The organism is Cellulomonas humilata (assembly GCF_013359775.1).
In the GTDB taxonomy this organism is placed as follows: domain Bacteria; phylum Actinomycetota; class Actinomycetes; order Actinomycetales; family Cellulomonadaceae; genus Cellulomonas; species Cellulomonas humilata.
This window is the reverse complement of the sequence record NZ_JABMCI010000063.1, coordinates 207,774-226,913: the sequence shown is the minus strand read 5'-3', so window position 1 is coordinate 226,913 and position 19,140 is coordinate 207,774. Positions and strand designations below refer to the sequence as shown.

Here is a 19,140-nt window from a genome sequence, read left to right as displayed (position 1 = left end):
CTCCCGGGGTCAGACGGTGCGCGACAAACGGGCCACGGCTGCCTGCATCTCGGCACGCACCGCCTCGTGACCCGCCTCGTCGGCGCGGACGAGCGCGAGTCGCGCGGCATCGAGTGCGCGCTCGGTCCGGCCCGCGGCCTCATGGATACGCACCTCCAGGACGGGCAGGACCAGCAGCTGCTCCTGGTCGGCGCCGTCGTCGACCAGCCGACCCATCTCGTCGAGAGCCTCGGTGGCCGTCGCGAGGAGGCTGGTCGGGTCGTCCGCGGCGCGGGCGGCGTCGTCGAGAGCGAGGACCAGATCCGTGCGAGCGTCGAACCGATCGTGGATGTCGGGTAGCAGGTCGACCACGTGCACTCGCTCTCGGGCCAGCCGCAGGTGTTCCTCGCCCTCGACCAGCCTGGCGAGCTTGCGCAGGCTCCACGCCAGGTCGTAGGTCGAGTCCAGGGTGCGCTGGAGGGACACGGCCCTCGTGAGACGCAGGAGCGCCTCGTCACGGTCCTGCGGGGCGGCCGACCGCATCAGCAACGATCCGAGGTTGGCGGCGGCGAGCCCCTCGACCTCTGCCGGGCCATGCTGCGCCGCCAGGTCCGACGCCGTCCTCAGCCATCGCACCGCGCCCTCGTCGTCACCGAGCCGGTTGTACGCCAGGCCCAGCCGGAAGCTCGCCTCGGCCTCGACGGCATGCTCCTGCTGCCGTTGCGCGAGCGTCACGAGGTGCAGCAAGCCGTCGCGGGCACCGTCGAGGTCGCCGTCATCGAGCATCCGGACCGCGGCCTGGAGGCCCACGCCGAGCCCCGCCTCCCGCTGCGAGCCGTTGACGTCGAGGACTGCGGCGACCAGGGCGTCGGGAGAGCCGATCGTCAGGACCTCGTCCTCGGTGAGAATGTGGGCGAAGGACGCGAGGGCCGGATCGTCTGCGGCGAGCTGGCCGGGCGAGGGTAGCGGCTCGTCCCCGCCGCGCGCGCCGAACACCCAGGAGTGGTCCTCCCGCGGTGTGCCGATCACGACCACCGTGTCGGGCTCGCGTCCACGGCTCGCCAGGAACTGCAGCTCGGTGAGCACTCCGGGGGTGGCTTCGCCGGCTTCGACGATGATCACGCGGGCCGCAGAGATGAGCAGGAGGACCGCGGTCTCCCACTCGTCGTAGGCGACGTCGAGGCGGGGGAGCACGGCTTGCGCCCGGAGGGCGGCCGGATTGGTGACCGTGACGAACGGGACGGCCGGATCGGTGGGCTCCGCGAGCCAGCGCTCGAGCGCCGAGCTGCCGTGGAGCTGGGTCAGGGAGTGCGGCGCGTCACCGGTGTAGGCGTGCGCGGACTGCATCGGCGCTCCGGCGGCGACCATCGCCTCCGCCCAGCGAGCGCGATCGGTCCGGGCGTCCTCGATCCGGGGAACCAGCCGCTCGCTCGCCTCTGTTCCGAAGCTCCTGAGCAGCAGCCCGAACGGCCGACGCCGTTCGGCGAAGCCGGCCAGGATGGCACAGGCCTGGTCGTGGGTAGGGCTCGTGAGGCCGTCCACGAACGTCAGCTGCTCCAGCTCGAGACGGGCCCCGCGCGCGAGGCGTGCGAGGAGCAGGACCGCGTACGCGCCGGCCGCGAGGTACCCAGCGCCGACGACCACCACGAGCGCCCAGCCCGCGGTGGTGTGCGGCCACGCCGAGAGTGCCGTCACGGCGACGCAGACGAGGATGACCGGGAGCGTGAGCAGCGCGATCCGTCGGCGCAGGAGCGAGTTCGCGCGCTCGACCGCTCCCTCCGCACCGCGCATCAGGTACGACTTCGCACGGGCCGGCTCGCGAAGACACTCGAACACCTGGTCCGGCGCATCGAACCGCAGTCGCCCGGACACGAAGTCGGTCGCGAATGCCGGGAGACGCCCCCGCCATGGCCGCAACGACCGCTCGACCTCGGCTCGCGCCCCGGCATCGCTGCCGAGAGCACGAGCCACCCTCAGGCGTTGCCACGGCCACATCCGCACCCCGCGCAGGTGCTCCGCCGGATCGGGCAGCTCGCCTCGACGGCCGTGGCGATCCAGCACGGCGAGGGACGCCAGCTGAGCGACCGCGTCGTCGGGCGACGTGAGCGTGTACACGAGCCCACGCAGGGCACGCTCGAGCAGATCGGCGTCCGTGCCTGCCCGCACCCAGGCTTCTGCGTAGGCGAGGGACGCCTCACCCCGGCGGGCGCGGTCGAACAGGTAGTCGCCGACGGTCGCCCACGCATCGCTCGCCTGCGCGGGGTCGCCCGACGAGACGCAGGCTCGGACTGCGTCGCGGAGCTCGTCCTCCGCGTCGACCCGCCACTCAGCGGCATGAGCCGCGGCGAGTCGCAGGGGAGTCTGGACCACCTTCCCAGGTAATCGCGTGCCCCTGCCGCTGACAAGGGGGTCACGCGATCGAGGCGGGCCTGCTGCGGCGGCGGTGGCAGTCAGTGCCTCAGGTGCCCTTACTAGACTCGGCGCATGCCCGGCCTGGAGCACACCGCCATCATCGCGGCCACGCCAGAACGTGTGTGGGCGGTGGTCGTCGACGTCGAGCGCTGGCCCGAGCGGATCCCGACCGTGGACTCCGTGGAGCGTCTGGACGACGGGCCGCTGGCCGTCGGGTCCCGCACGCGGTTGCAGCAGCCACGGCTGCCAGAAGCGGTGTGGACCGTGACCGAGATGGTGGACGGGTCGTCGTACACCTGGGAGTCGCGCTCGCCCGGAGTCACCGTCACCGCCTCGCACGTGGTCGCGCCGCACCCCGACGGGAGCCGGCTGACCCTTGCTCTGACCGTGTCGGGTCCGATGTCCGGGGCCGGCTGGCTGATGACGCGGTCGCTGACCAGGCGGTACGTCGAGACGGAGGCCGCTGCGATCAAGCAGGCCGCAGAGAGCGCGACGACGTAGGACGAGGCGAGGTCAGGCCCGCGCCAGCGTGACGACCCGGGCACCGAACCAGCGGGCCTCGGCGAGGTCGTGGGTGATCAGGAGCGTCGTCCGGCCGGCACATCGCTCGCGGACCCAGGTCATCACCTGGACCTTGCCCAGGGTGTCGAGGCCCGTGAACGGCTCGTCCAGGACGAGGAGGTCGGCCTCGGCCATGACCGCCCGGACGATGGCGACCCGGCGCCGCTGCCCGCCGGACAGGTCGCGCACCGGCTTGGTGAGGCAGGTGTCGGTCAGGCCGGCGCGGCGCAGCTCGGCAGCGACCGCGCTGGACGGGACGGAGCGGTGCAGCACCAGGCGGACGTTGCCGACGGCGGAGAGCTGCTCGCACAGCCGGTTCTCCTGGAAGACGGCTGCGCGGCGTCGGCCTTCCAGTCCCCGGACCTCACCTGCGTCGGGGACGGCCAGGCCGAGCAGGAAGCGGGAGAGCGTCGTCTTGCCGCACCCGTTGGGGCCCGTCAGCACGGTGACGCGGCCCTGGTCCAGGTCGAGGTCGACCGTGTCGAGCACCACGTCGGCGCCGAACGAGTGACTGATGCCGCGGAGCGCGATCACGCGAGGCGCCTCTCGGTGCGCCGCAGCACGGTCACCAGGAGCTTCTCGACACCGAAGCTCACGGCGATGATCACGGCGGTCCACGCGAACAGGTCGGCACTGCTGAGCAGGATCTTCGCCTCGTAGAGTCGCTCGCCGATGCTGCCCTCGGCGAGGCCGATGACCTCGGCGGCGATGCCGCTCTTCCAGGCCAGGCCGACCCCGGTGCGGCAGGCGGCGGTGAAGAACGGCAGGACGGCGGGGAGGTCCACGGCGGGCAGCCGCCGCAGCCTCGGTACCCCGAACACGTCGGCGACCTCCAGGAGTGCGCGGTCGCGGTGCCGGATGCCCTCCAGGACGTTGGTGTAGATGATGGGCAGCACCATGAGGAAGCTGATGACCAGCGCGAGCTGGTCGCTGCTCACCCAGATCAGCACCAGGATGATGAAGCTCACCACGGGGGTGCTGCGGACCGCGGCGAGCGCCGGGGTGACCAGGGCGTCGACCACCCGGGACGTGGCCGCGAGCGCCGCGCCGAGCACGCCGAGCACCGACGCCGCCACGAAGCCTCCGGCGATGCGGGCGAACGAGGTCCAGACGGTGGCCCAGAAGTCCGCCGTCAGACTCAGCTCGCCGAGCCGGGCGACGACCTTGGCCGGCGACGCCAGCAGGACCTCGTGGCCGACGACCAGCGCGGACACCTGCCAGACGACGACCCAGAACGCGACGACCGCGAGGGGGCGCACCGCCCCCCGGGCGAGCGTCGCCGTGCCCTCAGCGGCGGAGATAGAAGTCATCCCCGGGGACGCTCCCGCCGACTGAGGCCGGGTCGGCGTCGAAGAGCACCTGGAGGTAGCCGCCGAGCAGGGTCCTGAGATCGGTGCCGTCGACGAAGGTGATGTGGGACGAGGGGATGGCGGCCTCGGCGATCGGTGCCGCCGGGACGATGCCGGCCTCAGCGATCAGGGCGGCCGCCTCGGCGCGGTGCTCGTTGGTGAACCGCGTGGACGCCTCGTAGTCGGTCAGGAAGTCCTCGACGGCGTCCGGGTGCTGCGCGACGAAGGCGGTCCGGACCACCACCACGCCGGTGACCAGCTCGGAGTCCGGGCTGACCTTGGCCCACTCGACCGTGAGGTCGAGCGCGCTGCGGATGGTCGGGTTCTGCGTCGTGACGACCGTCGCGAAGGGCTGGGGCAGCAGGGCGATCGCGCCCGGCGTCGTGGCGAGCAGGGCGGCGATCTCGGTGTGCTCGCTCCGGTACTCGATCGTGAGGTCGGTCGCCGGGTCCAGACCGTTGCTGGTCAGCAGGTGCTCGAGCACGTACTGCGGCGACGCGCCCTTGCCGGAGGCGTAGACGGTCTTTCCGGCCAGGTCGGCGATGCTGTGCACCGTGTCGCCGGCCTCGAGGATGTCCAGGACCCCGAGGGTGGAGATCGCGGCGACCTGGATCTGGGCGTCGGCGTCGTCCAGCGTCTTGTTGTACAGGACGGCGGCGAGATTCGACGGGAGCAGGGCGACATCGACCTCGCCCCGCACGACCAGCGGGACGACCTCGTCGGGCGAGCCGTACATCGTCACGCGGTAGGCGCCGGAGCCCTCGCCGGCCTCCGCCTCGCTCATCAGCTGGACCAGGCCCATCGTCGTGGGGCCCTTGAGCGACGCGATGCGGACGGTCGTCGGCGCTGCGGTGGGAGCAGTGGTTGCAGCGGTGGTGGGCGCAGCCGCGGGCGTGGTGCCGGCGCACCCGACGAGGAGGCCGCTCGCGCACAGCGCCGCGGCGGCGAGGCCTGCGACGCGCTTCATCCGGATCACCTCTCGGTCGGGACTGCCGCGTCCCGGAACGGGGCGTAGCTGGTGTGCAGCAGGTGGTGGGCGGTCTCGGAGTTGGGTTCCCCGTAGAACTCGTCGTACAGCCGCAGCACGTCCGGGTTCTCGTGGGACTTGCGCAGGTACGAGGTGCGGTCGATGTTGACCAGCACCTTCTGCCGGGCCGCCATCTGACCGACCTTGCCGGGGACCGGGTGCCCGGCACCGTTGATGCAGCCACCCGGGCACGCCATGACCTCGATGAGGTCGTAGCCCACGTCCTCGCCGGCGGCGATGCGGCGGGCGAGGGGCTCGATGTTGTTCAGCCCGGAGACCACCGCGACGCGCACGGTCACGCCGCCGCCGGTCACGGTCGTCTCCTTGATGCCCTCGAAGCCGCGGACCTCCTCGAAGTCGAGCTTGTCGAGGAGCGGCTCGCCCGTGAGCTTCTCGACGGCCATCCGCAGCGTGGCCTCCGCCACGCCACCGGAGGCGCCGAACAGGATGCCGGCGCCCGTGACCCGCCGGTACGGCTCGTCGAACTCCGCGGGCGTGATGTCGGCCGGCTCGAGGCGCAGCATCTCGATCATCTCGAGGAACTCGGTGGTCGTGAGCACGGCGTCGACGTCGCGCACACCCTCAGGGGCGAACTCCGGGCGGGCAGCCTCGTACTTCTTGGCCAGGCACGGGACGATCGACACCACATAGAGCTCGTCGAGGCTGACGCCGGACTGCTGGGCGAAGTGGTTCTTCACCGTCGCGCCCATCATCTGCTGCGGGGACTTGCAGCTCGACAGGTGGGGGATCAGTGCGGGGTACCGGCGCTCGACGAGGTTGACCCAGCCGGGGCAGCACGAGGTGAAGTGCGGCATCACGCCACCGGAGGAGACCCGGCCCAGGAACTCGGTGGTCTCCTCCATGATCGTGAGGTCGGCGGCGAAGGTGAAGTCGAAGACCTTGTCGAAGCCGATCCTGCGCATCACACCGGCGATGAAGGCGGAGGCCTCGTCGAACGGCAGGCCGAAGTGCTCGGCGACGACGGTCCGGACCGCCGGGGCGACGAACCCGACGACGACCTTCGCCGGGTCGTTGATGGCCGTGAACACGTCACCCCGCTCGCGCACGTAGTCCAGCGCGCCGCACGGGCAGGCCCGCACGCACTGCCCGCACGAGACGCAGTCCGTCAGTCCGAGGGGCTGTCCGTTGTGGGTGCCCACGGTCAGGCGACCCTCGTGGAACTGGAACGCCAGCACGCCCGGGCCCTCGATCTCGGCGCAGGCCGCGACGCACAGCCCGCACGAGATGCACTTGTTGTCGTCGCGGACGATGAAGGGGTGGTCCTGGGTCAGCGGGACGTAAGGGCGCACGTGCAACGGGGTCGCGAACACGACGTCGTGGGCGCTGGCCTCCTGGCGCAGCGAGCAGGCGTTCTGCGTGCCGCAGCCGCAGCTCAGGCACCGGCCGGCCTCGGCCCTCGCCTGCTCCTCGGTCAAGCCCTGCTCGACCTCGACGAAGCTGGCGGTCCGCTGCGTGGGGACGAGCGCGGACATGGTGGCGCGGGCGAGCCGGGGGAGGTCCTCGAACTCCGCGCGAGGCAGGTCCTCGAGAGACCCGCGGCTGCACGTGTAGTCCTCCTGGCTGGGGCGCACGGAGCCGCGGGTGACGAACTCGTCCATCGCGTTCGCCGCACGCCTGCCCGCCGCCACGGCCTGGATCACGGTCGCCGGGCCGGTCACGCAGTCGCCGCCGGAGAAGATCTTCGGTTCGCTCGTCTGCATGGTGTGGCCGTCGATGTCGACGTCCCCCCACTCGTTGAGCCGCACGGGGAGGTCGTTGAACAGGAAGCCCGTGTCGGTGCTCTGACCGATGGCGCCGATGATCGCGTCGGCCTCGATGACGAAGTCGCTGCCCTCGACGGCGACGGGCCGACGACGACCGGAGCGGTCGGGCTCGCCGAGCTCCATGGTCAGGCAGTGCAGCCGCAAGCCCTCCTCGCCGGCGCTGATCCTCGTCGGCGCGGTGAGGGTGACCATCTCGACGCCCTCGAGCAGCGCCTCCTCGACCTCGAACGGCTCGGCCGGCATCTCCTCGCGGGTGCGCCGGTAGACGATCCGGACGTTCCGGGCTCCCTGCCGCAGGGCGGTGCGGGCGCAGTCGATCGCGGTGTTGCCGCCGCCGAGGACCACGACGTCGTCGCCGAGCGGGACCTCGACCCCCTTGGTGACCTGCTCCAGGTAGTGGATGCCGAGCCAGACGCCGTCGAGGGTCTCGCCGTCGACCCGCAGCGGCGACGCGCGCCAGGAGCCGATCGCCAGGTAGACCGAGTCGAAGTCGCGTCGCAGGTCCTCCAGCCGCAGATGCGTGCCGAGCGCGTGGCCCGTGACGATCTGGACACCCATGGCCTGGATGATGCCGATCTCGTCGTCGAGCGTGGTCTTGGGCAGGCGGTACTCGGGGATCCCGTACCGCGTCATGCCTCCGGCGTGGTCCTGCTTCTCGTAGACGGTCACGGCGTGGCCCGCGAGCGCGCTGTAGTAGGCGGCCGACAGGCCGGAGGGTCCGGCGCCGACGACGGCGATCCGCTTGCCCGTCGGCTCCGCGACGCGCGGGATCCACGGCGTCTCACGGCCCATGTCCCAGTCGGAGGCGAACCGCTTGACGGCGTTGATGGCGACCGGCTCGTCGGTGAGGTTGCGCCGGCACTCCGCCTCGCACGGGTGGGGGCACACACGGCCGCACACCGACGGGAACGGGTTCCGGTCCCGGATCACGCGGATGGCGGCCTCGTAGTTGCCGTCCGCCACGTGGCGCAGATAGGTCTGGATGTCGACGTTGCCCGGACAGGCGACGACGCACGGTGCCACGCAGTCGGCGTTGTGGTCGCAGAGCAGCTGCTCGAGCCGCACCTTGCGGTAGGCCTCGAGGCGCGGCGACTGCGTGGTGATCACCATGCCGGGGGTGACGGGGGTGCGGCACGCCTTCACGTCCCGCGAGGCCGGCCCTCCGAGCTCGACGACGCACAGGCCGCAGCTGCCGTTCGACCGCTTGAGCCGGATGTCGTGGCAGAGGGAGGGGACGTCGATCCCCTCGTTGGCCAGGGCCTGGAGGATCGTCAGCCCGTCGAGGACCTCGATCTCACGACTGTCTACCGTGACGGTGAACCGGTCGCCGTCGGACACCTCGCGCACGCCAGACCTCCACAGGTGTGACTCGGTGCAACGAGGGCCGGGTGCCGACGCTGGCACGACTCCATCGGTCGTCCTCGACGATGGATACAGGGCGGACACTAGGTCCGCCCCGCAGGGCTACCCCGGGACCTTCTGCCCAGGTGGGGGGCCTCGGGAGCGGGTGAGTCGGCGACGCGTCGAGCGATTACAGGACGACCACGCCCTTGCCGCCGGTGGTCCCGGCTTCCATGTCGGTGTGGGCTTGGGTGATCTCGTCGAGGGTGTACACCTTCCCGACCGGGACGCGTGCGCGACCGTCGGCGACGGCGTCGAGGAAGTCCTGCAGGACGGGCGCGGGCAGGTCTGCTGCTTCACCGGAGTAGGCGGTGAGGCGCACGCCGTTGGGGAGCCAGTCCATCGGGTAGAACTGCGGGATCGTCCACTGGTCGGAGAGCATGCCGGTGAAGCACACGGTGCCTCCGCTGCGCACGGCGCGCAGGGTGTCGCGCATGACGTTCACGCCGACGAGCTCGACGGCGCCGTCGACCCCGTCGGGGTACGGCTCGCGCACGGCCGGGGCGATGGTGCCGTCGTCGATCAGGACGTGGTCGACCCCGACGCTGTCCAGCAGAGCCGTGCGAGCAGGGGAGCGGGTGGTGGACAGCACGGTCAGGCCCTGCATCTTGCCGAGCACCGCCAGGGTCAGGCCGATCGAGGAGGTGCCGCCCCGCACCAGCAGGCTCTGCCCGGCCGTGGGTCGGACGCCGACGGCGAGCGTGCCGTAGGCGGTCTGCAGCATCTCCGGGATCGCACCGAGGACGTCCCAGGGCAGGTCGCTGGTGAACGGGATCACCTGGGCCGCGGGGACCAGCACGTACTGGGCGTAGCCGCCGTCGATCGTGCGGCCCATCCCACCCATCAGGGTGACGACCTGCGTGCCCGGAGCCAGCTCGCCACCGGGCGCGTCCTGGACGACCCCGGCGGCCTCGATCCCGGGGATGCGCGGGTAGGACCCGAAGGAGGCCTGGCCGCGCCGGAAGTGCAGCTCGGAGCGGTTCAGCCCGAACGCGTGCACCCGCACGAGCACCTGGCCCGGCTGCGCCCGGGGCACCGGCACGTCCCGGACGGTGAGCACCTCCGGGCCGCCCGGGCTGTCGACGACGACCGCGCGCATGGTGGCCGGGGCGCTCACGAGGCCACCGCCGCGACGGGCTTGGTCAGCCTCGCCAGCAGCAGGACGAGCGTGGAGCTCACCTCCGCGAGGTCCACGCCGTCGACGTGGTCCGCGAGAGCGGCCTCGATCAAGCGCACACCCTCGTCGTGCGCGGTGTCTCCGGCCGAGGTCAGCGTCACCAGCGAGGAGCGGCGGTCGGTCGGGTGTGCGGTGCGCACCGCGAGGCCGTCGCGCTCGAGCCGGTCCACCAGCTTGCTCGCCGCGCCGACGGTGATCCCGAGCTCGGACCGGATCTCCTGCACCCGGCACGAACCCGCGTGCCGGCGCACGACCCGCAACGCCGACAACGTCCCCAACGACGGCCCACCGCCGGCCTGGAGCCGGTCGTCCAGCTCGTTCCACAGGAAGGTCTCGTACCGCACCAGAGAGTCGAAGAAGTCCACAGGAGCTCCAACTCGGGGTGAGGAAACTATATTCCGAGTAATGCACTCGTCGGCGGGTGGCCCCGATCGGGACGAAGGCGTGCCCGAAAGGCTCTCGTCAGGGATGCCCCCTACCCGCATGCTGGGTGCCATGCCGGGCGCTGACCCGCACGTGGTGATCCAGCAGCTGCCGACCGTCCTCGGCCCGCTGGAGCTCGCCCTGCCCGAAGGGGCCGCTCTGTCGGCGGATCCCGGGGCCGTCGACGGCGCCGCGTGGTACTGGGTCCCGCAGCCGGGTGTCGCGGTCCTGACCGTCGTCGACGGCGACGCGAGCCTGCTCACGCCGACCACCCTGCTCGACCTCGAGCGGAGTCTGTCCGACACCACCGTCGAGGAGGTCCGGGACGAGCCCGGTCAGAGCGACGGTGAGCGGCACCTGGAGTTCCTGTCGCTCCCGCGGGCGGTGCGCACGTTCACCACGACCGTCGACGGCCATCAGCACCCGGTGCGCGACACCCAGCTGCAGGGCCAGCAGGCGCGATTCCGGTTCTGGCAGCGCGGGGACCACGTCGTCCGCCTGGGCTTCCGGCTCGAGCGTGCCGCGGAGGCCGAGTGGCGAGCCCGCCTGGATCAGATCCTCGACCTCGCCCGCCTGCCATGAAGGACGCGCACCGGCGACCCGACGACACCCCCGGTCGGCGGTTGCGCAGCCCGGAACCCAGGAGGTCGCCAGCAGGACGGTTCGACCCGGTCTGGACGATGCAGCGGGAGGCGGGCAACTCGGCGACCAGGGCGTGGTTGACCACGCAGGCTCAGGGACCGCCACCGGTCCTCCAGCGCCAGGCTGCCCCGGTGGTCGCGCCCGCTCCGGCGGTCGCCGCCGCGATCGCCGACGCCGTCAGCACGCAGAACCGGATGAGCGCCCAGCTCCAGGAGATGCTGCGCAGCACCAACGCGACCGTCCGCAACACCGCCCAGCTCTACACGGGCCCGTCGCCCCGCCTGACCTGGACCCCGATGACGCGGCGATCCGACTCGGCCGCGATGGCCACCCAGCTCGGCACCACGGGAACCCGGGAGTACTTCTTCACCGGTGTCACCCAGCCCGCGTGGACCGCGGGGTCGCCGATGCCGGCGGGGACCCGCGTGTTCGAACCCGACGTCGGCGGGACGATACAAGGCGGCGTCGCCCTGATCCGCGGCCACTCCTCCGACGGCACCGAGTACCCGGCGCGCACGCTGGCCAGCACCCTGGTCCACGAGACCAGTCACACGCTCGTCGCCTCGTACGGCGAGCACCCCGGCACCAGCACCGACAGCGGGAGCTTCGACCGTTACAAGGACGAGTTCCGTGCCTACTTCGTCGACCCGTACGACCAGCGGTTCGGAGGTCTCACCCCCGACCGCCGGGCGGGGGACATCCGCACCCTGCTGGTGGGCGCCAGCGCCGCCAACCCGGCGCCGGCCACCAACGCCTACCGGGACCTCCAGGCCGCGTACTGGACCAACGCGACGTTCCGGGGCCAGGTCGACAGGCACACGCGGCCAGACGGGTTCAACCTCACCAGCAGCCCGCGGCTGGACCAGCTGTTCGGGCTGCTGACCGCAGCGGGGACCGACGCCTCGAAGGTGGACGACGCGATCCTGGTGATCATCCGGCTCCCGGTGGCGGAGCGCACGGAAGCGGCCGCCGCGAGCATGGTGGAGACGCTCCTCCAGCCGCTGAGCGAGCCGGCCCGGCAGCGAGTCCGGAGGGCCCTCGGGGCACCTTCGGTGCCGGCGTACACCGCCGAGCTCAACCCGGACAACAGCCCGCGGATCACCTGGTTCTACGACTCGCTGGTCCGGGGCGACCCGGCCGGCATCACGACGACGTACGGCCGGCTCACCCCGGTCGAGCGGGGTCGGCTCGCGCTGAACGCCGCCACCCTGGTCTTCGTCGATCGCCACCTCGACAACGTCCGCACCCGGGCGTGCACGGTCGCCATGATCAACACGGGATCGATCGACCAGTTCCACGCGGTGGACCGGTTCGTCGGCGCATGCCTGGACGAGCTGGCGAACGAGCTGCTCGGCACGCCGCGAACGGCTCCCTCGCCGGCGCTCCTTGCGGCCCTCAGGGCGATGGCGTTCGAGGCGCGGATCGGCTTCTACCGGCTGACCGAGGACGCCAGGATCCGTTACGTCGAGGTCCTGCCCGCTCCGATCCAGCGGCCGCTGATCTCCGTCCTGCGCGGCGAGCGCGATCCGTGAGACCCGATGCCTCTCGTCGGCGGAGGTTCCGACGGCGTCGCCCTACGACGACGCCCCGTGCATCGCCGCGACGGGCACCCGGGCGCGAGCCGCCGTGGGGCTGCGCAGGTCGTTGAGGGAGACGCCGACGCCGTAGGTGAGGAACTGCCCCACGGGCTCGATCTCGATGATGCGGCACTCGGCGCGGCGCTCGGGCGGGACGAGCGAGGTGAGCTTCTTCGGTGAGTCCGGCATGGCCCCGGCGGGGTGCACGACCGCCGTCGCGTGGAAGCTCACCGTGGCGGGCGGGATGGGGAAGACGAGGGACAGCAGCCCGCCTCGACGGACGGTCACGGTGACGGCGAGGCGTCCGTCGGCCGCGAGGTGACGCGCCTTCCAGCTGTCGGGGGCCACGGCGACGTACATCCGGCCATCCGTCGCCACGTAGACGACCCCGCTGGACCGCGGCTCGCCCGACGGTGTGAGGTGGCTCAGCACGGCGAACGACGCGTGCTCGATCGCCTGCCAGACGTCCTCGGTGGTCGGTCGGCGCGCCGACCCGTTCTCGTTCATCGTCCTCGTCCCTTCACGCGGCCCGCGCGTGCGGCGTTCTCGCCGCGGGGTGCTCGCGTGCCGTCGTCCGTCCAGGGTGTCGCCGGCGTGCGCGGGCCGGTAGGGCAGAAGGTCCCCGGCGGAGGGGCTGCCCACGAGGGGCAAGGGACTTCCGGCCCTGCCTCGGGTGGGGCGCTGGATCGACGATCGGGGTGTGCCCGCCACGTGCGCGGGGGCGTCGTCGGACGGAGGACAACATGACACAGGTACTGGTGGCCTACGGGACGTCCAGGGGCGGCACCCAAGGTCTGGCGGAGCTGATCGGTGACGACCTGCGTGAGCACGGGTACGACACGATCGTGCGCCCGGCCGCCGAGGTCGCGGACCTCGGCGACGTCGACGCGGTCATCGTCGCGGGAGCCCTCTACGCGGGGCGCTGGCACAAGGACGCGCGCAGGCTCGTCAAGCGCCAGGCCGACCGACTGTCCGCGCTGCCGGTGTGGCTCGTCGCGACGGGACCGCTCGACGGGACGGCGCAGGAGGGAACGCTCGCACCCGTGGCGCACGTCAAGGACGCGGCTGCACGGATCGGGGCCCGGGGGGTCCAGACGTTCGGCGGGCGACTGGAGCCCGACGCCGCGGGCTTCCCCGCGAGCGCGATGGCCAAGACCATGTCGGGTGACTGGCGGGACACTGAGCACGTCGCCCGCTGGGTCGACGAGGTCGACGGCGAGCTCAGCGCAACGCTGCGCTGAACCGGAGAACCGGTCCGCACCTCGCCGATGCCGGCACCGTGGTGCCGGCATCGGCTCGCAGCCGCGCTCAGCCGGCCCGCTTCGAGGCTGTGGTCGCCGGGACCGGGGCGTAGAGAGGCGGCTGCATCTCCGCCATCTCCAGGTCCGCGGTGGCCTGGATGAGTGCGAGCAGGTCGGTGTCGAGGCCGGGCGAGAACTCCTCGTACCGCTCCTCGGCGATCACTGACGGGACGCCACCCGGGGCCTGCTCCGTGGCGTCCAGCTCGGTGCCGTCCTTCGACGGGGACATCCCCTGGAAGATCTTGCCCGCCTCCGAGGACGCGGTCAGGTCGAACGTGTACTGCTTGCTCTGGAGGCCGAGGTCGACCAGCTTCTTGACCTCGGGGAACTTCTCCGCGTTGGTCTTGGGGATCGGCAGGACCGACGCCCAGTTCACACCGAGGGTCTCCAGGGCGCGGGCGTAGGCGTTCTCGTGGGCCTGGTCGCGCACGATCAGGTAGGAGATGGTCGACCGGGCCGTCTTGTTCGCGGTCATCTCGTAGATCCGGCACTTCTGCAGGCGGCCCGTCGACTCGAGCATCAGGTTGTAGAGCAGGTCGAGCACGAGGTTGCCGGAGTTGTAGACGTACGAGCCGGACCAGGGGTTGCCCGCGGAGTCCACGGGCAGCGCGCCCTGGGCCGCCACCAGGTAGTGGTGGATGTTGCCCTGGTCCAGCGCCGACTCCAGGGGCGTGGCACCGCCGGCGCCGGGCTTGTCCAGCGGGTCCGACTTCTTGCCGTTGTACCGCGGGGAGCCGTCGAGGAGGCGCGCGATGGTGGTGCCGATGAGCTCGACGTGACTGATCTCCTCCGTGCCGATCCCCTGGAGCAGGTCGCGGTACGGCTTCCCCTTCGGGCCACGGAAGTTGATGCTCTGGAACAGGTACTGCATCATCGTCCGCATCTCGCCGAACTGACCCCCGAGCCCCTCCTGGAGCGCGTTGGCGGCTGCCGGGTCCGGCTCGTCGGCCTCGATGTCGTTGATGAGTCGCTGCACGTGCAGGTACATGGCGTTCCCCTCGTCAGGCGTCGTCGTCCTGGGTGTCGGCGCCGCGCGACTGGCGCAGAGCGCGACCGAGCCGCACGTCCTCCTCCTGCTTGGCCTGCTTCTTCTCGCTCGCACGGGTGTCGCGCGGCGGGAGCTGGATGGTCTTCTCGGCCTCGATGCCGCCCTGGAGCTGCCGACCGCGCTCGATCTCCGCGTCCAGCTCGGCCCCGAAGAGCAGGGCCAGGTTGGTGATCCAGAGCCAGAGCAGGAACACGATCACGCCCGCCAGGGAGCCGTACGTCTTGTCGTAGCTGCCGAAGCTCGCCACGTAGAACCCGAACCCCAGCGACGCGAGCACCCACACGACGAGCGCGACGATCGCGCCGAGGCTGATCCAGCGGAACTTCGGCTGCCGCACGTTCGGCGTCGCGTAGTAGAGGATCGCGATCGCCACGACCACCAGCGCCACGATGACCGGCCACTTCACGACGTTCCAGACGGTGACCGTGACGCCGCTCAACCCGATGGCGGACCCCACCGACCGGGCCACGTCGCCGGAGAGCACGACCGCCGTCACGATCACCACGGCGATGACCACGAGGATCACCGTGACGAGCAGGAGAGTGGGGCGGAGCTTCCAGATCGGCCGGCCCTCGTCGATCTCGTACACACGGTTCATGCCCCGGCTGAGCGCGGCGACGTACCCGGAGGCCGACCAGAGGGCCAGCACGAGCCCGAGGACGAGCGCGAACCCGGCGGCCGGTGCCTCGGTGAGCTGCGTGAGGATCGGCTTCAGGGTGTCGTCGACGGAGCTCACCCCCACGTCCCCGGCGATCTTCAGCACGTCCGCGACCATCGTCTGCGGGTCCCCGACGAGGCCGAGGATCGAGATGACGGCCAGCAGGGCCGGGGCGATCGCGAGGACGGCGTAGTACGTGAGTGCCGCGGCAAGGTCGGTGCACTGGTCCTTGCCGAACTCGCGCAGGGTCTTGCGCAGCACGTAGAGCCAGGAGCGCTTCGTGATGTCGCCGGGAGAGTCGGGCTTGCGCTGGTCCTCCGGCGCGGGTGCCGCGGCCTTCTCGGTGCTCGTCGTGCTGGTGGTGTCGTGCGTGGTCATCGCCATGGCCTCCGATGGGTGCTGACGGGCCGGGTGCGCGCGACGGGGTACCACGCTGTACCCCGTCGCGCGGGTCCCTAGTAGCCGCGCGGGGTGTCGTCGGCGGCGTGGGCGCCCTTCACGGCGTCCGCCGCGTCGGTGGCCTCCGTGCGCAGGTCGTCCACGGCTGACCTGCCCTCGTCGCGCAGCGTCGAACCGGCCTCGGTGGCGCGGTCCTTGACCGCGGCTGCGGCCTCCTGCGCAGGCTCGCGCAGGGTGTCCGCGATGCCCTGCGCGGCGTCCTTGGCCTCCTGCACCAACGGCGCCGCCTGCTCCTTGGCGGACTGCGCCAGCTGCTGCTCCTGGCGCGTGCTGGGCAGCAGGGACGAGATCAGCCAGCCCGCGCCGAACGCGACCAGCCCGGCGGCGAGCGGGTTGCCGCGGGCCTTGTCCTTGGCGGCGTGCGGCAGCTGGGACGCGGCGTCGCCGACGTGGGAGGCCGCGTGGCCCGCCGAGTCGGCGCCGCTGGAGACGCCGCCCATGACGCGGTCCTTGACGTCCGAGACCGCGGAGCGGACCTTGTCGGCCTGTCGCTGGGCGACCTGGGTGGGGCTGACCTTGTCGGTCAGGGCGTCCACGTCCGAGCTGAGCTCGGCACGGGTGCGCTCGATGTCCTCGCGGATCTGATCCGGGTCGGTGCTCATGCGTTCTTCTCCTCGTGACCTTGCAGGGCGTTCGGGATCTTCTTGACGGTGTCGGCGGTCTGCGGCAGACCGGCGACGCGCTTGGTCTCGGCGCGACCGCGTGCGGCCAGGACGGCGGCGACGATCGCCCACAGGACCGCGACGATCACGGCGGACCACGCCCAGGAGTCCATCGCGTCGCCGAGGGCCCACCACAGGGCGACCGACAGGAACAGCAGGACGAAGTGGCCGGCCACAGCGGCGCCCGCGAACATCGAGCCGCCCTTGGTCGCCGCCTTCGCGGACTGGCGGATCTCCGCCTTGGCCAGCTCGACCTCCTGGTGCAGGAGGGTCGAGAGGTCGCGCGTGACGTCGCCGAGCAGGTCGCCGACGGACTGGCGCGGGGGAGCGCCGATCGGGTCGGTCATCGCTGGTCCCACGCGGTCGTGCTCGGCACGGGCGTCGCGAGCTCGTCGGTGAAGCGGGGACGCTCCTCGACGGGGTCCGAGTACGCCGTGACGGGCAGGGGCTCGGTCACGGACGTGCGCACCGGCGCCGGGGTCGGTGCGGCGGGCGGGGCATCCTTGAGTCCGCGGGTGAGTCGGCCCAGGACGACGCCCGCGCCGGCGGCGACGAGCAGGAACGTGCCTGGACGGCGACGGGCGAAGCTGCGGACCTCATCCAGCACCTCGTCGGGGCCGTGGCTCTCGAGCCAGCGCCCGAGCGAGTCCACCTTGTCGCCCACCTCGCGCACCAGGTCGGTGGCCAGGTTCTGCTCGGCCGGGGCGGACGCCATCTGCGACAGCTGCCCGCCGACCGACGTCAGTCCTCCGGCGAGGCGGGACTGCTGGGTGGAGGCCTGTCCGGTCACCTCGGTGCGCGCCTGGGACCACAGGTCGCCCAGCTGGCGCCGGGCCTCTTGGGTGACGGCCGCGGCCTCACCCTTCGCGTCGTCGAGCAGGTGCCCGCCGGCGTCGGCGGCCTTCGCCTTGAGCGTGCTGGCCTGCTCCTTGGCGGTGTCCGCGGTGCTCCCGTTCTCGGGGAGGGGATAGCTGCTGGTGTAGTCGTCAGTCATGGTGCGGTCTCGTCTCGAGTCGTCGGACGGCGGCGTGCCCGGCGACGTGGCCGGGCGCAACCGATCCGAGCGGGGGTGAGGGGGCGCAGATTTCTGCCGCGCGACCGTCTGCATGGGTCAGGCCGATCGCGGCAGACCGCGATGCAGCGTGTGCGCGGGCCTGCGCTCCTGTGCCCACGGCCCGTGCCATGCCCCGGAGACGCTGCTTGTCCCGGGTGACGGGGTGCCGATGTCGATCCGGCTCCTCGGACGCTAAGCCCGCCGTGCCGCGCTCGCCACCCGAGTCATCCGTCTCGGCTCCCGGTTGCGCGTCACGCTCCGGCCGATACCGTCGACGTCCATCGCCGCCCAGGGCGCTACCCCGAGGAGGACCGATGGCACCGCCACGCGTCGACATCGACCACAGGCTGCTGAGGATCTACCTCAGCGACCACGTCGCCGGCGCGACGGGTGCGATCGCGAGGTCACGACGGATGGCCCGGACGTACGGCGAGACACCGCTCGGCGGTCCGATCGGCGGGTTCGCCGAGGAGCTGGAGCGGGAGCGCACGGTGCTGCTCGATCTTGCGGAGGGTCTCGGGGTGCGGCTGAGCCGGTGGAAGTCCGTGGGCGCGGCCGCAGGCGAGCGCGTCGGACGACTGAAGACCAACGGGCGGCTCACCTCGGCCTCGCCGCTGTCTGCCCTGCTCGAGCTCGAGCTGCTCCGAGGCGGCGTCAACGCCAAGCGGGGCCTCTGGGACTCGCTCGCGTCCTGGAGCGACGCGCTGGGCCTGGAGCGCGGACGGTTCGAGGAGCTGGACCGCCGTGGGCTCGTGCAGATCGAGCTGCTGGAGCGGCTCGCCACGGTGGCGCGCGACCGTGTCGCGGCCGGCGTGCACGACGTGCGCGACGCCTGACGAGAGTCCGTTCGCCGCGCGCGAACACCACTGTCCCCTCGCTGGCACTCTCGGGGTGCGAGTGCTATTCCTTCTGCTGTAGCCAGTCCGGCCACGGGGTCGGACGACACCCTGGGCCCGGACGGTCCGGCGCCCTCGACGCAGAGGAGGTGGGGTCATGGCTACGCGATTCGACCCGTTCCAGGAGTTCGACCGGTTGTTCGCCCAGGCCCTGACGGCGGAGCGGGCGTCGGCGACGATGCCCATGGACCTGTACCGGTCGGGCGACCACTACGTGCTGCACGTGGACCTGCCCGGGGCCGACCCCGGCACCATCGACGTGAACGTCGAGGACCGCACGCTGACGATCCGCGCCCAGCGCACGGCGCGGGCGGAGCAGGACGTGCAGTGGCTGGCCAAGGAACGCCCGGTCGGCACCTACGCGCGGCAGCTCACCGTGGGACGCGGCCTCTCGCTCGACGCGATCTCGGCCACGTACTCGGACGGCGTGCTCACCCTGAGCATCCCCGTGGCGGAGGAGGCCAAGCCGCGGCGCATCGAGGTGCAGCACGCCGGCGATGCCGCCCGGATCACGTCGGGGAGCGACGCGGGAGCCTGACGGGTCGCGGCGGGGGCGCTGCGGCCGCGAGAGCACCGACGGGAGGTGGCACGCCCTGTGCGGGCGAGCCGGGCCCCGCGCCCCCGCCGCCAGCCGCTGCGTCCGGTTGCGGCAGCGGCAGCACGTGTGAGGCTGGTCGTAGGCGTCTTCCGCTCCAGGGTCCGGGTGGAGGGACGCTCGCGTCGACAAGGA

Annotated in this window: 19 protein-coding genes; 6 read left to right on the top strand and 13 right to left on the bottom strand. The window is 71.9% G+C overall.

What is annotated here, in order from left to right; genetic code table 11:
• Nucleotides 1-9: 9 nt before the first annotated feature.
• Nucleotides 10-2,349 (bottom strand): hypothetical protein, encoded by a 2,340-nt coding sequence (locus HP550_RS11045; protein ID WP_175347721.1) that lies wholly within the window; start codon nt 2,347-2,349, stop codon nt 10-12.
• A 114-nt stretch (nt 2,350-2,463) separates the two neighbouring features.
• Here HP550_RS11045 and HP550_RS11040 point away from each other — a divergent pair, with 114 nt between their 5' ends.
• Nucleotides 2,464-2,892: an SRPBCC family protein gene (locus HP550_RS11040; RefSeq protein ID WP_175347720.1), complete on the top strand. Its 429-nt coding sequence runs from the start codon at nt 2,464-2,466 to the stop codon at nt 2,890-2,892.
• Between the two features lie 12 nt (nt 2,893-2,904).
• On the opposite strand, the gene HP550_RS11035 is transcribed toward HP550_RS11040, so the two are convergent.
• The 6 genes from HP550_RS11035 to HP550_RS11010 form a co-directional block, all read right to left on the bottom strand.
• Nucleotides 2,905-3,486 carry an ATP-binding cassette domain-containing protein gene (locus HP550_RS11035; RefSeq protein WP_175347719.1) on the bottom strand — a complete coding sequence of 194 codons (582 nt, stop codon included), beginning with the start codon at nt 3,484-3,486 and terminating at the stop codon, nt 2,905-2,907.
• Nucleotides 3,483-4,262: an ABC transporter permease gene (locus HP550_RS11030; RefSeq protein WP_175347718.1), complete on the bottom strand. Its 780-nt coding sequence runs from the start codon at nt 4,260-4,262 to the stop codon at nt 3,483-3,485. Before HP550_RS11030 ends, HP550_RS11035 begins: the two co-directional genes overlap by 4 nt.
• Entirely contained in the window at nt 4,240-5,268 is a 1,029-nt protein-coding gene (locus HP550_RS11025) for an ABC transporter substrate-binding protein (RefSeq protein WP_175347717.1), read from the bottom strand. Before HP550_RS11025 ends, HP550_RS11030 begins: the two co-directional genes overlap by 23 nt.
• A gap of 5 nt (nt 5,269-5,273) precedes the next feature.
• Nucleotides 5,274-8,459, bottom strand: coding sequence for an NAD(P)-binding protein (locus tag HP550_RS11020; RefSeq protein WP_175347716.1), 3,186 nt, complete (start codon nt 8,457-8,459; stop codon nt 5,274-5,276).
• Nucleotides 8,460-8,643: 184 nt separating this feature from the next.
• A complete protein-coding gene (locus HP550_RS11015) occupies nt 8,644-9,630 on the bottom strand; it encodes a zinc-binding dehydrogenase (protein ID WP_343048126.1) in 987 nt (328 codons plus the stop codon).
• The gene (locus tag HP550_RS11010; RefSeq protein WP_175347715.1) at nt 9,627-10,055 is read right to left on the bottom strand and encodes a MarR family transcriptional regulator; all 429 of its coding nucleotides are present in this window, start codon (nt 10,053-10,055) and stop codon (nt 9,627-9,629) included. Before HP550_RS11010 ends, HP550_RS11015 begins: the two co-directional genes overlap by 4 nt.
• A 130-nt stretch (nt 10,056-10,185) precedes the next feature.
• Between HP550_RS11010 and HP550_RS11005 the strand changes: the two genes are divergently transcribed.
• Entirely contained in the window at nt 10,186-10,695 is a 510-nt protein-coding gene (locus HP550_RS11005; protein ID WP_175347714.1) for a hypothetical protein, read from the top strand.
• Between the two features lie 191 nt (nt 10,696-10,886).
• Nucleotides 10,887-12,287 carry a hypothetical protein gene (locus tag HP550_RS11000; RefSeq protein ID WP_175347713.1) on the top strand — a complete coding sequence of 467 codons (1,401 nt, stop codon included), beginning with the start codon at nt 10,887-10,889 and terminating at the stop codon, nt 12,285-12,287.
• Between the two features lie 42 nt (nt 12,288-12,329).
• Here the strand turns inward: HP550_RS11000 and HP550_RS10995 are convergent, their stop codons facing one another.
• Nucleotides 12,330-12,839: a pyridoxamine 5'-phosphate oxidase family protein gene (locus HP550_RS10995; RefSeq protein ID WP_175347712.1), complete on the bottom strand. Its 510-nt coding sequence runs from the start codon at nt 12,837-12,839 to the stop codon at nt 12,330-12,332.
• Nucleotides 12,840-13,075: 236 nt separating this feature from the next.
• Here HP550_RS10995 and HP550_RS10990 point away from each other — a divergent pair, with 236 nt between their 5' ends.
• Nucleotides 13,076-13,573 (top strand): flavodoxin domain-containing protein, encoded by a 498-nt coding sequence (locus HP550_RS10990; RefSeq protein WP_175347711.1) that lies wholly within the window; start codon nt 13,076-13,078, stop codon nt 13,571-13,573.
• Nucleotides 13,574-13,640: 67 nt separating this feature from the next.
• Here HP550_RS10990 and HP550_RS10985 read toward each other — a convergent pair whose 3' ends face one another.
• The 5 genes from HP550_RS10985 to HP550_RS10965 all read right to left on the bottom strand — a co-directional run bounded on the left by HP550_RS10985 (nt 13,641) and on the right by HP550_RS10965 (nt 17,454).
• A complete protein-coding gene (locus HP550_RS10985) occupies nt 13,641-14,621 on the bottom strand; it encodes a manganese catalase family protein (protein ID WP_175347710.1) in 981 nt (326 codons plus the stop codon).
• Between the two features lie 13 nt (nt 14,622-14,634).
• Nucleotides 14,635-15,717, bottom strand: a complete 1,083-nt coding sequence (locus HP550_RS10980) for a YihY/virulence factor BrkB family protein (protein WP_175347709.1) — start codon at nt 15,715-15,717, stop codon at nt 14,635-14,637.
• Between the two features lie 77 nt (nt 15,718-15,794).
• Nucleotides 15,795-16,400, bottom strand: coding sequence for a DUF3618 domain-containing protein (locus tag HP550_RS10975; protein WP_175347708.1), 606 nt, complete (start codon nt 16,398-16,400; stop codon nt 15,795-15,797).
• Nucleotides 16,397-16,807, bottom strand: a complete 411-nt coding sequence (locus tag HP550_RS10970; protein WP_175347707.1) for a phage holin family protein — start codon at nt 16,805-16,807, stop codon at nt 16,397-16,399. The genes HP550_RS10975 and HP550_RS10970 overlap by 4 nt, the downstream gene beginning before the upstream one ends.
• The gene (locus HP550_RS10965) at nt 16,804-17,454 is read right to left on the bottom strand and encodes a hypothetical protein (RefSeq protein WP_175347706.1); all 651 of its coding nucleotides are present in this window, start codon (nt 17,452-17,454) and stop codon (nt 16,804-16,806) included. The genes HP550_RS10970 and HP550_RS10965 overlap by 4 nt, the downstream gene beginning before the upstream one ends.
• Nucleotides 17,455-17,828: 374 nt before the next feature.
• On the opposite strand from HP550_RS10965, the gene HP550_RS10960 reads away from it, so the two are divergent.
• A complete protein-coding gene (locus HP550_RS10960; RefSeq protein ID WP_175347705.1) occupies nt 17,829-18,350 on the top strand; it encodes a hypothetical protein in 522 nt (173 codons plus the stop codon).
• Between the two features lie 157 nt (nt 18,351-18,507).
• Entirely contained in the window at nt 18,508-18,948 is a 441-nt protein-coding gene (locus HP550_RS10955) for an Hsp20/alpha crystallin family protein (protein ID WP_175347704.1), read from the top strand.
• Nucleotides 18,949-19,140 lie beyond the last annotated feature (192 nt).

Bases quoted from the DNA above. Each gene is read 5' to 3' on its own strand.
- HP550_RS10990 (WP_175347711.1), top strand. From the start codon at position 13,076: ATGACACAGGTACTGGTGGCCTACGGGACGTCCAGGGGCGGCACCCAA.
- HP550_RS10960 (WP_175347705.1), top strand. From the start codon at position 17,829: ATGGCACCGCCACGCGTCGACATCGACCACAGGCTGCTGAGGATCTAC.
- HP550_RS10975 (WP_175347708.1), bottom strand. From the start codon at position 16,400: ATGAGCACCGACCCGGATCAGATCCGCGAGGACATCGAGCGCACCCGT.
- HP550_RS10970 (WP_175347707.1), bottom strand. From the start codon at position 16,807: ATGACCGACCCGATCGGCGCTCCCCCGCGCCAGTCCGTCGGCGACCTG.
- HP550_RS10965 (WP_175347706.1), bottom strand. From the start codon at position 17,454: ATGACTGACGACTACACCAGCAGCTATCCCCTCCCCGAGAACGGGAGC.
- HP550_RS11005 (WP_175347714.1), top strand. From the start codon at position 10,186: ATGCCGGGCGCTGACCCGCACGTGGTGATCCAGCAGCTGCCGACCGTC.
- HP550_RS11040 (WP_175347720.1), top strand. From the start codon at position 2,464: ATGCCCGGCCTGGAGCACACCGCCATCATCGCGGCCACGCCAGAACGT.
- HP550_RS11030 (WP_175347718.1), bottom strand. From the start codon at position 4,262: ATGACTTCTATCTCCGCCGCTGAGGGCACGGCGACGCTCGCCCGGGGG.
- HP550_RS11025 (WP_175347717.1), bottom strand. From the start codon at position 5,268: ATGAAGCGCGTCGCAGGCCTCGCCGCCGCGGCGCTGTGCGCGAGCGGC.
- HP550_RS10985 (WP_175347710.1), bottom strand. From the start codon at position 14,621: ATGTACCTGCACGTGCAGCGACTCATCAACGACATCGAGGCCGACGAG.
- HP550_RS10995 (WP_175347712.1), bottom strand. From the start codon at position 12,839: ATGAACGAGAACGGGTCGGCGCGCCGACCGACCACCGAGGACGTCTGG.
- HP550_RS10955 (WP_175347704.1), top strand. From the start codon at position 18,508: ATGGCTACGCGATTCGACCCGTTCCAGGAGTTCGACCGGTTGTTCGCC.
- HP550_RS10980 (WP_175347709.1), bottom strand. From the start codon at position 15,717: ATGACCACGCACGACACCACCAGCACGACGAGCACCGAGAAGGCCGCG.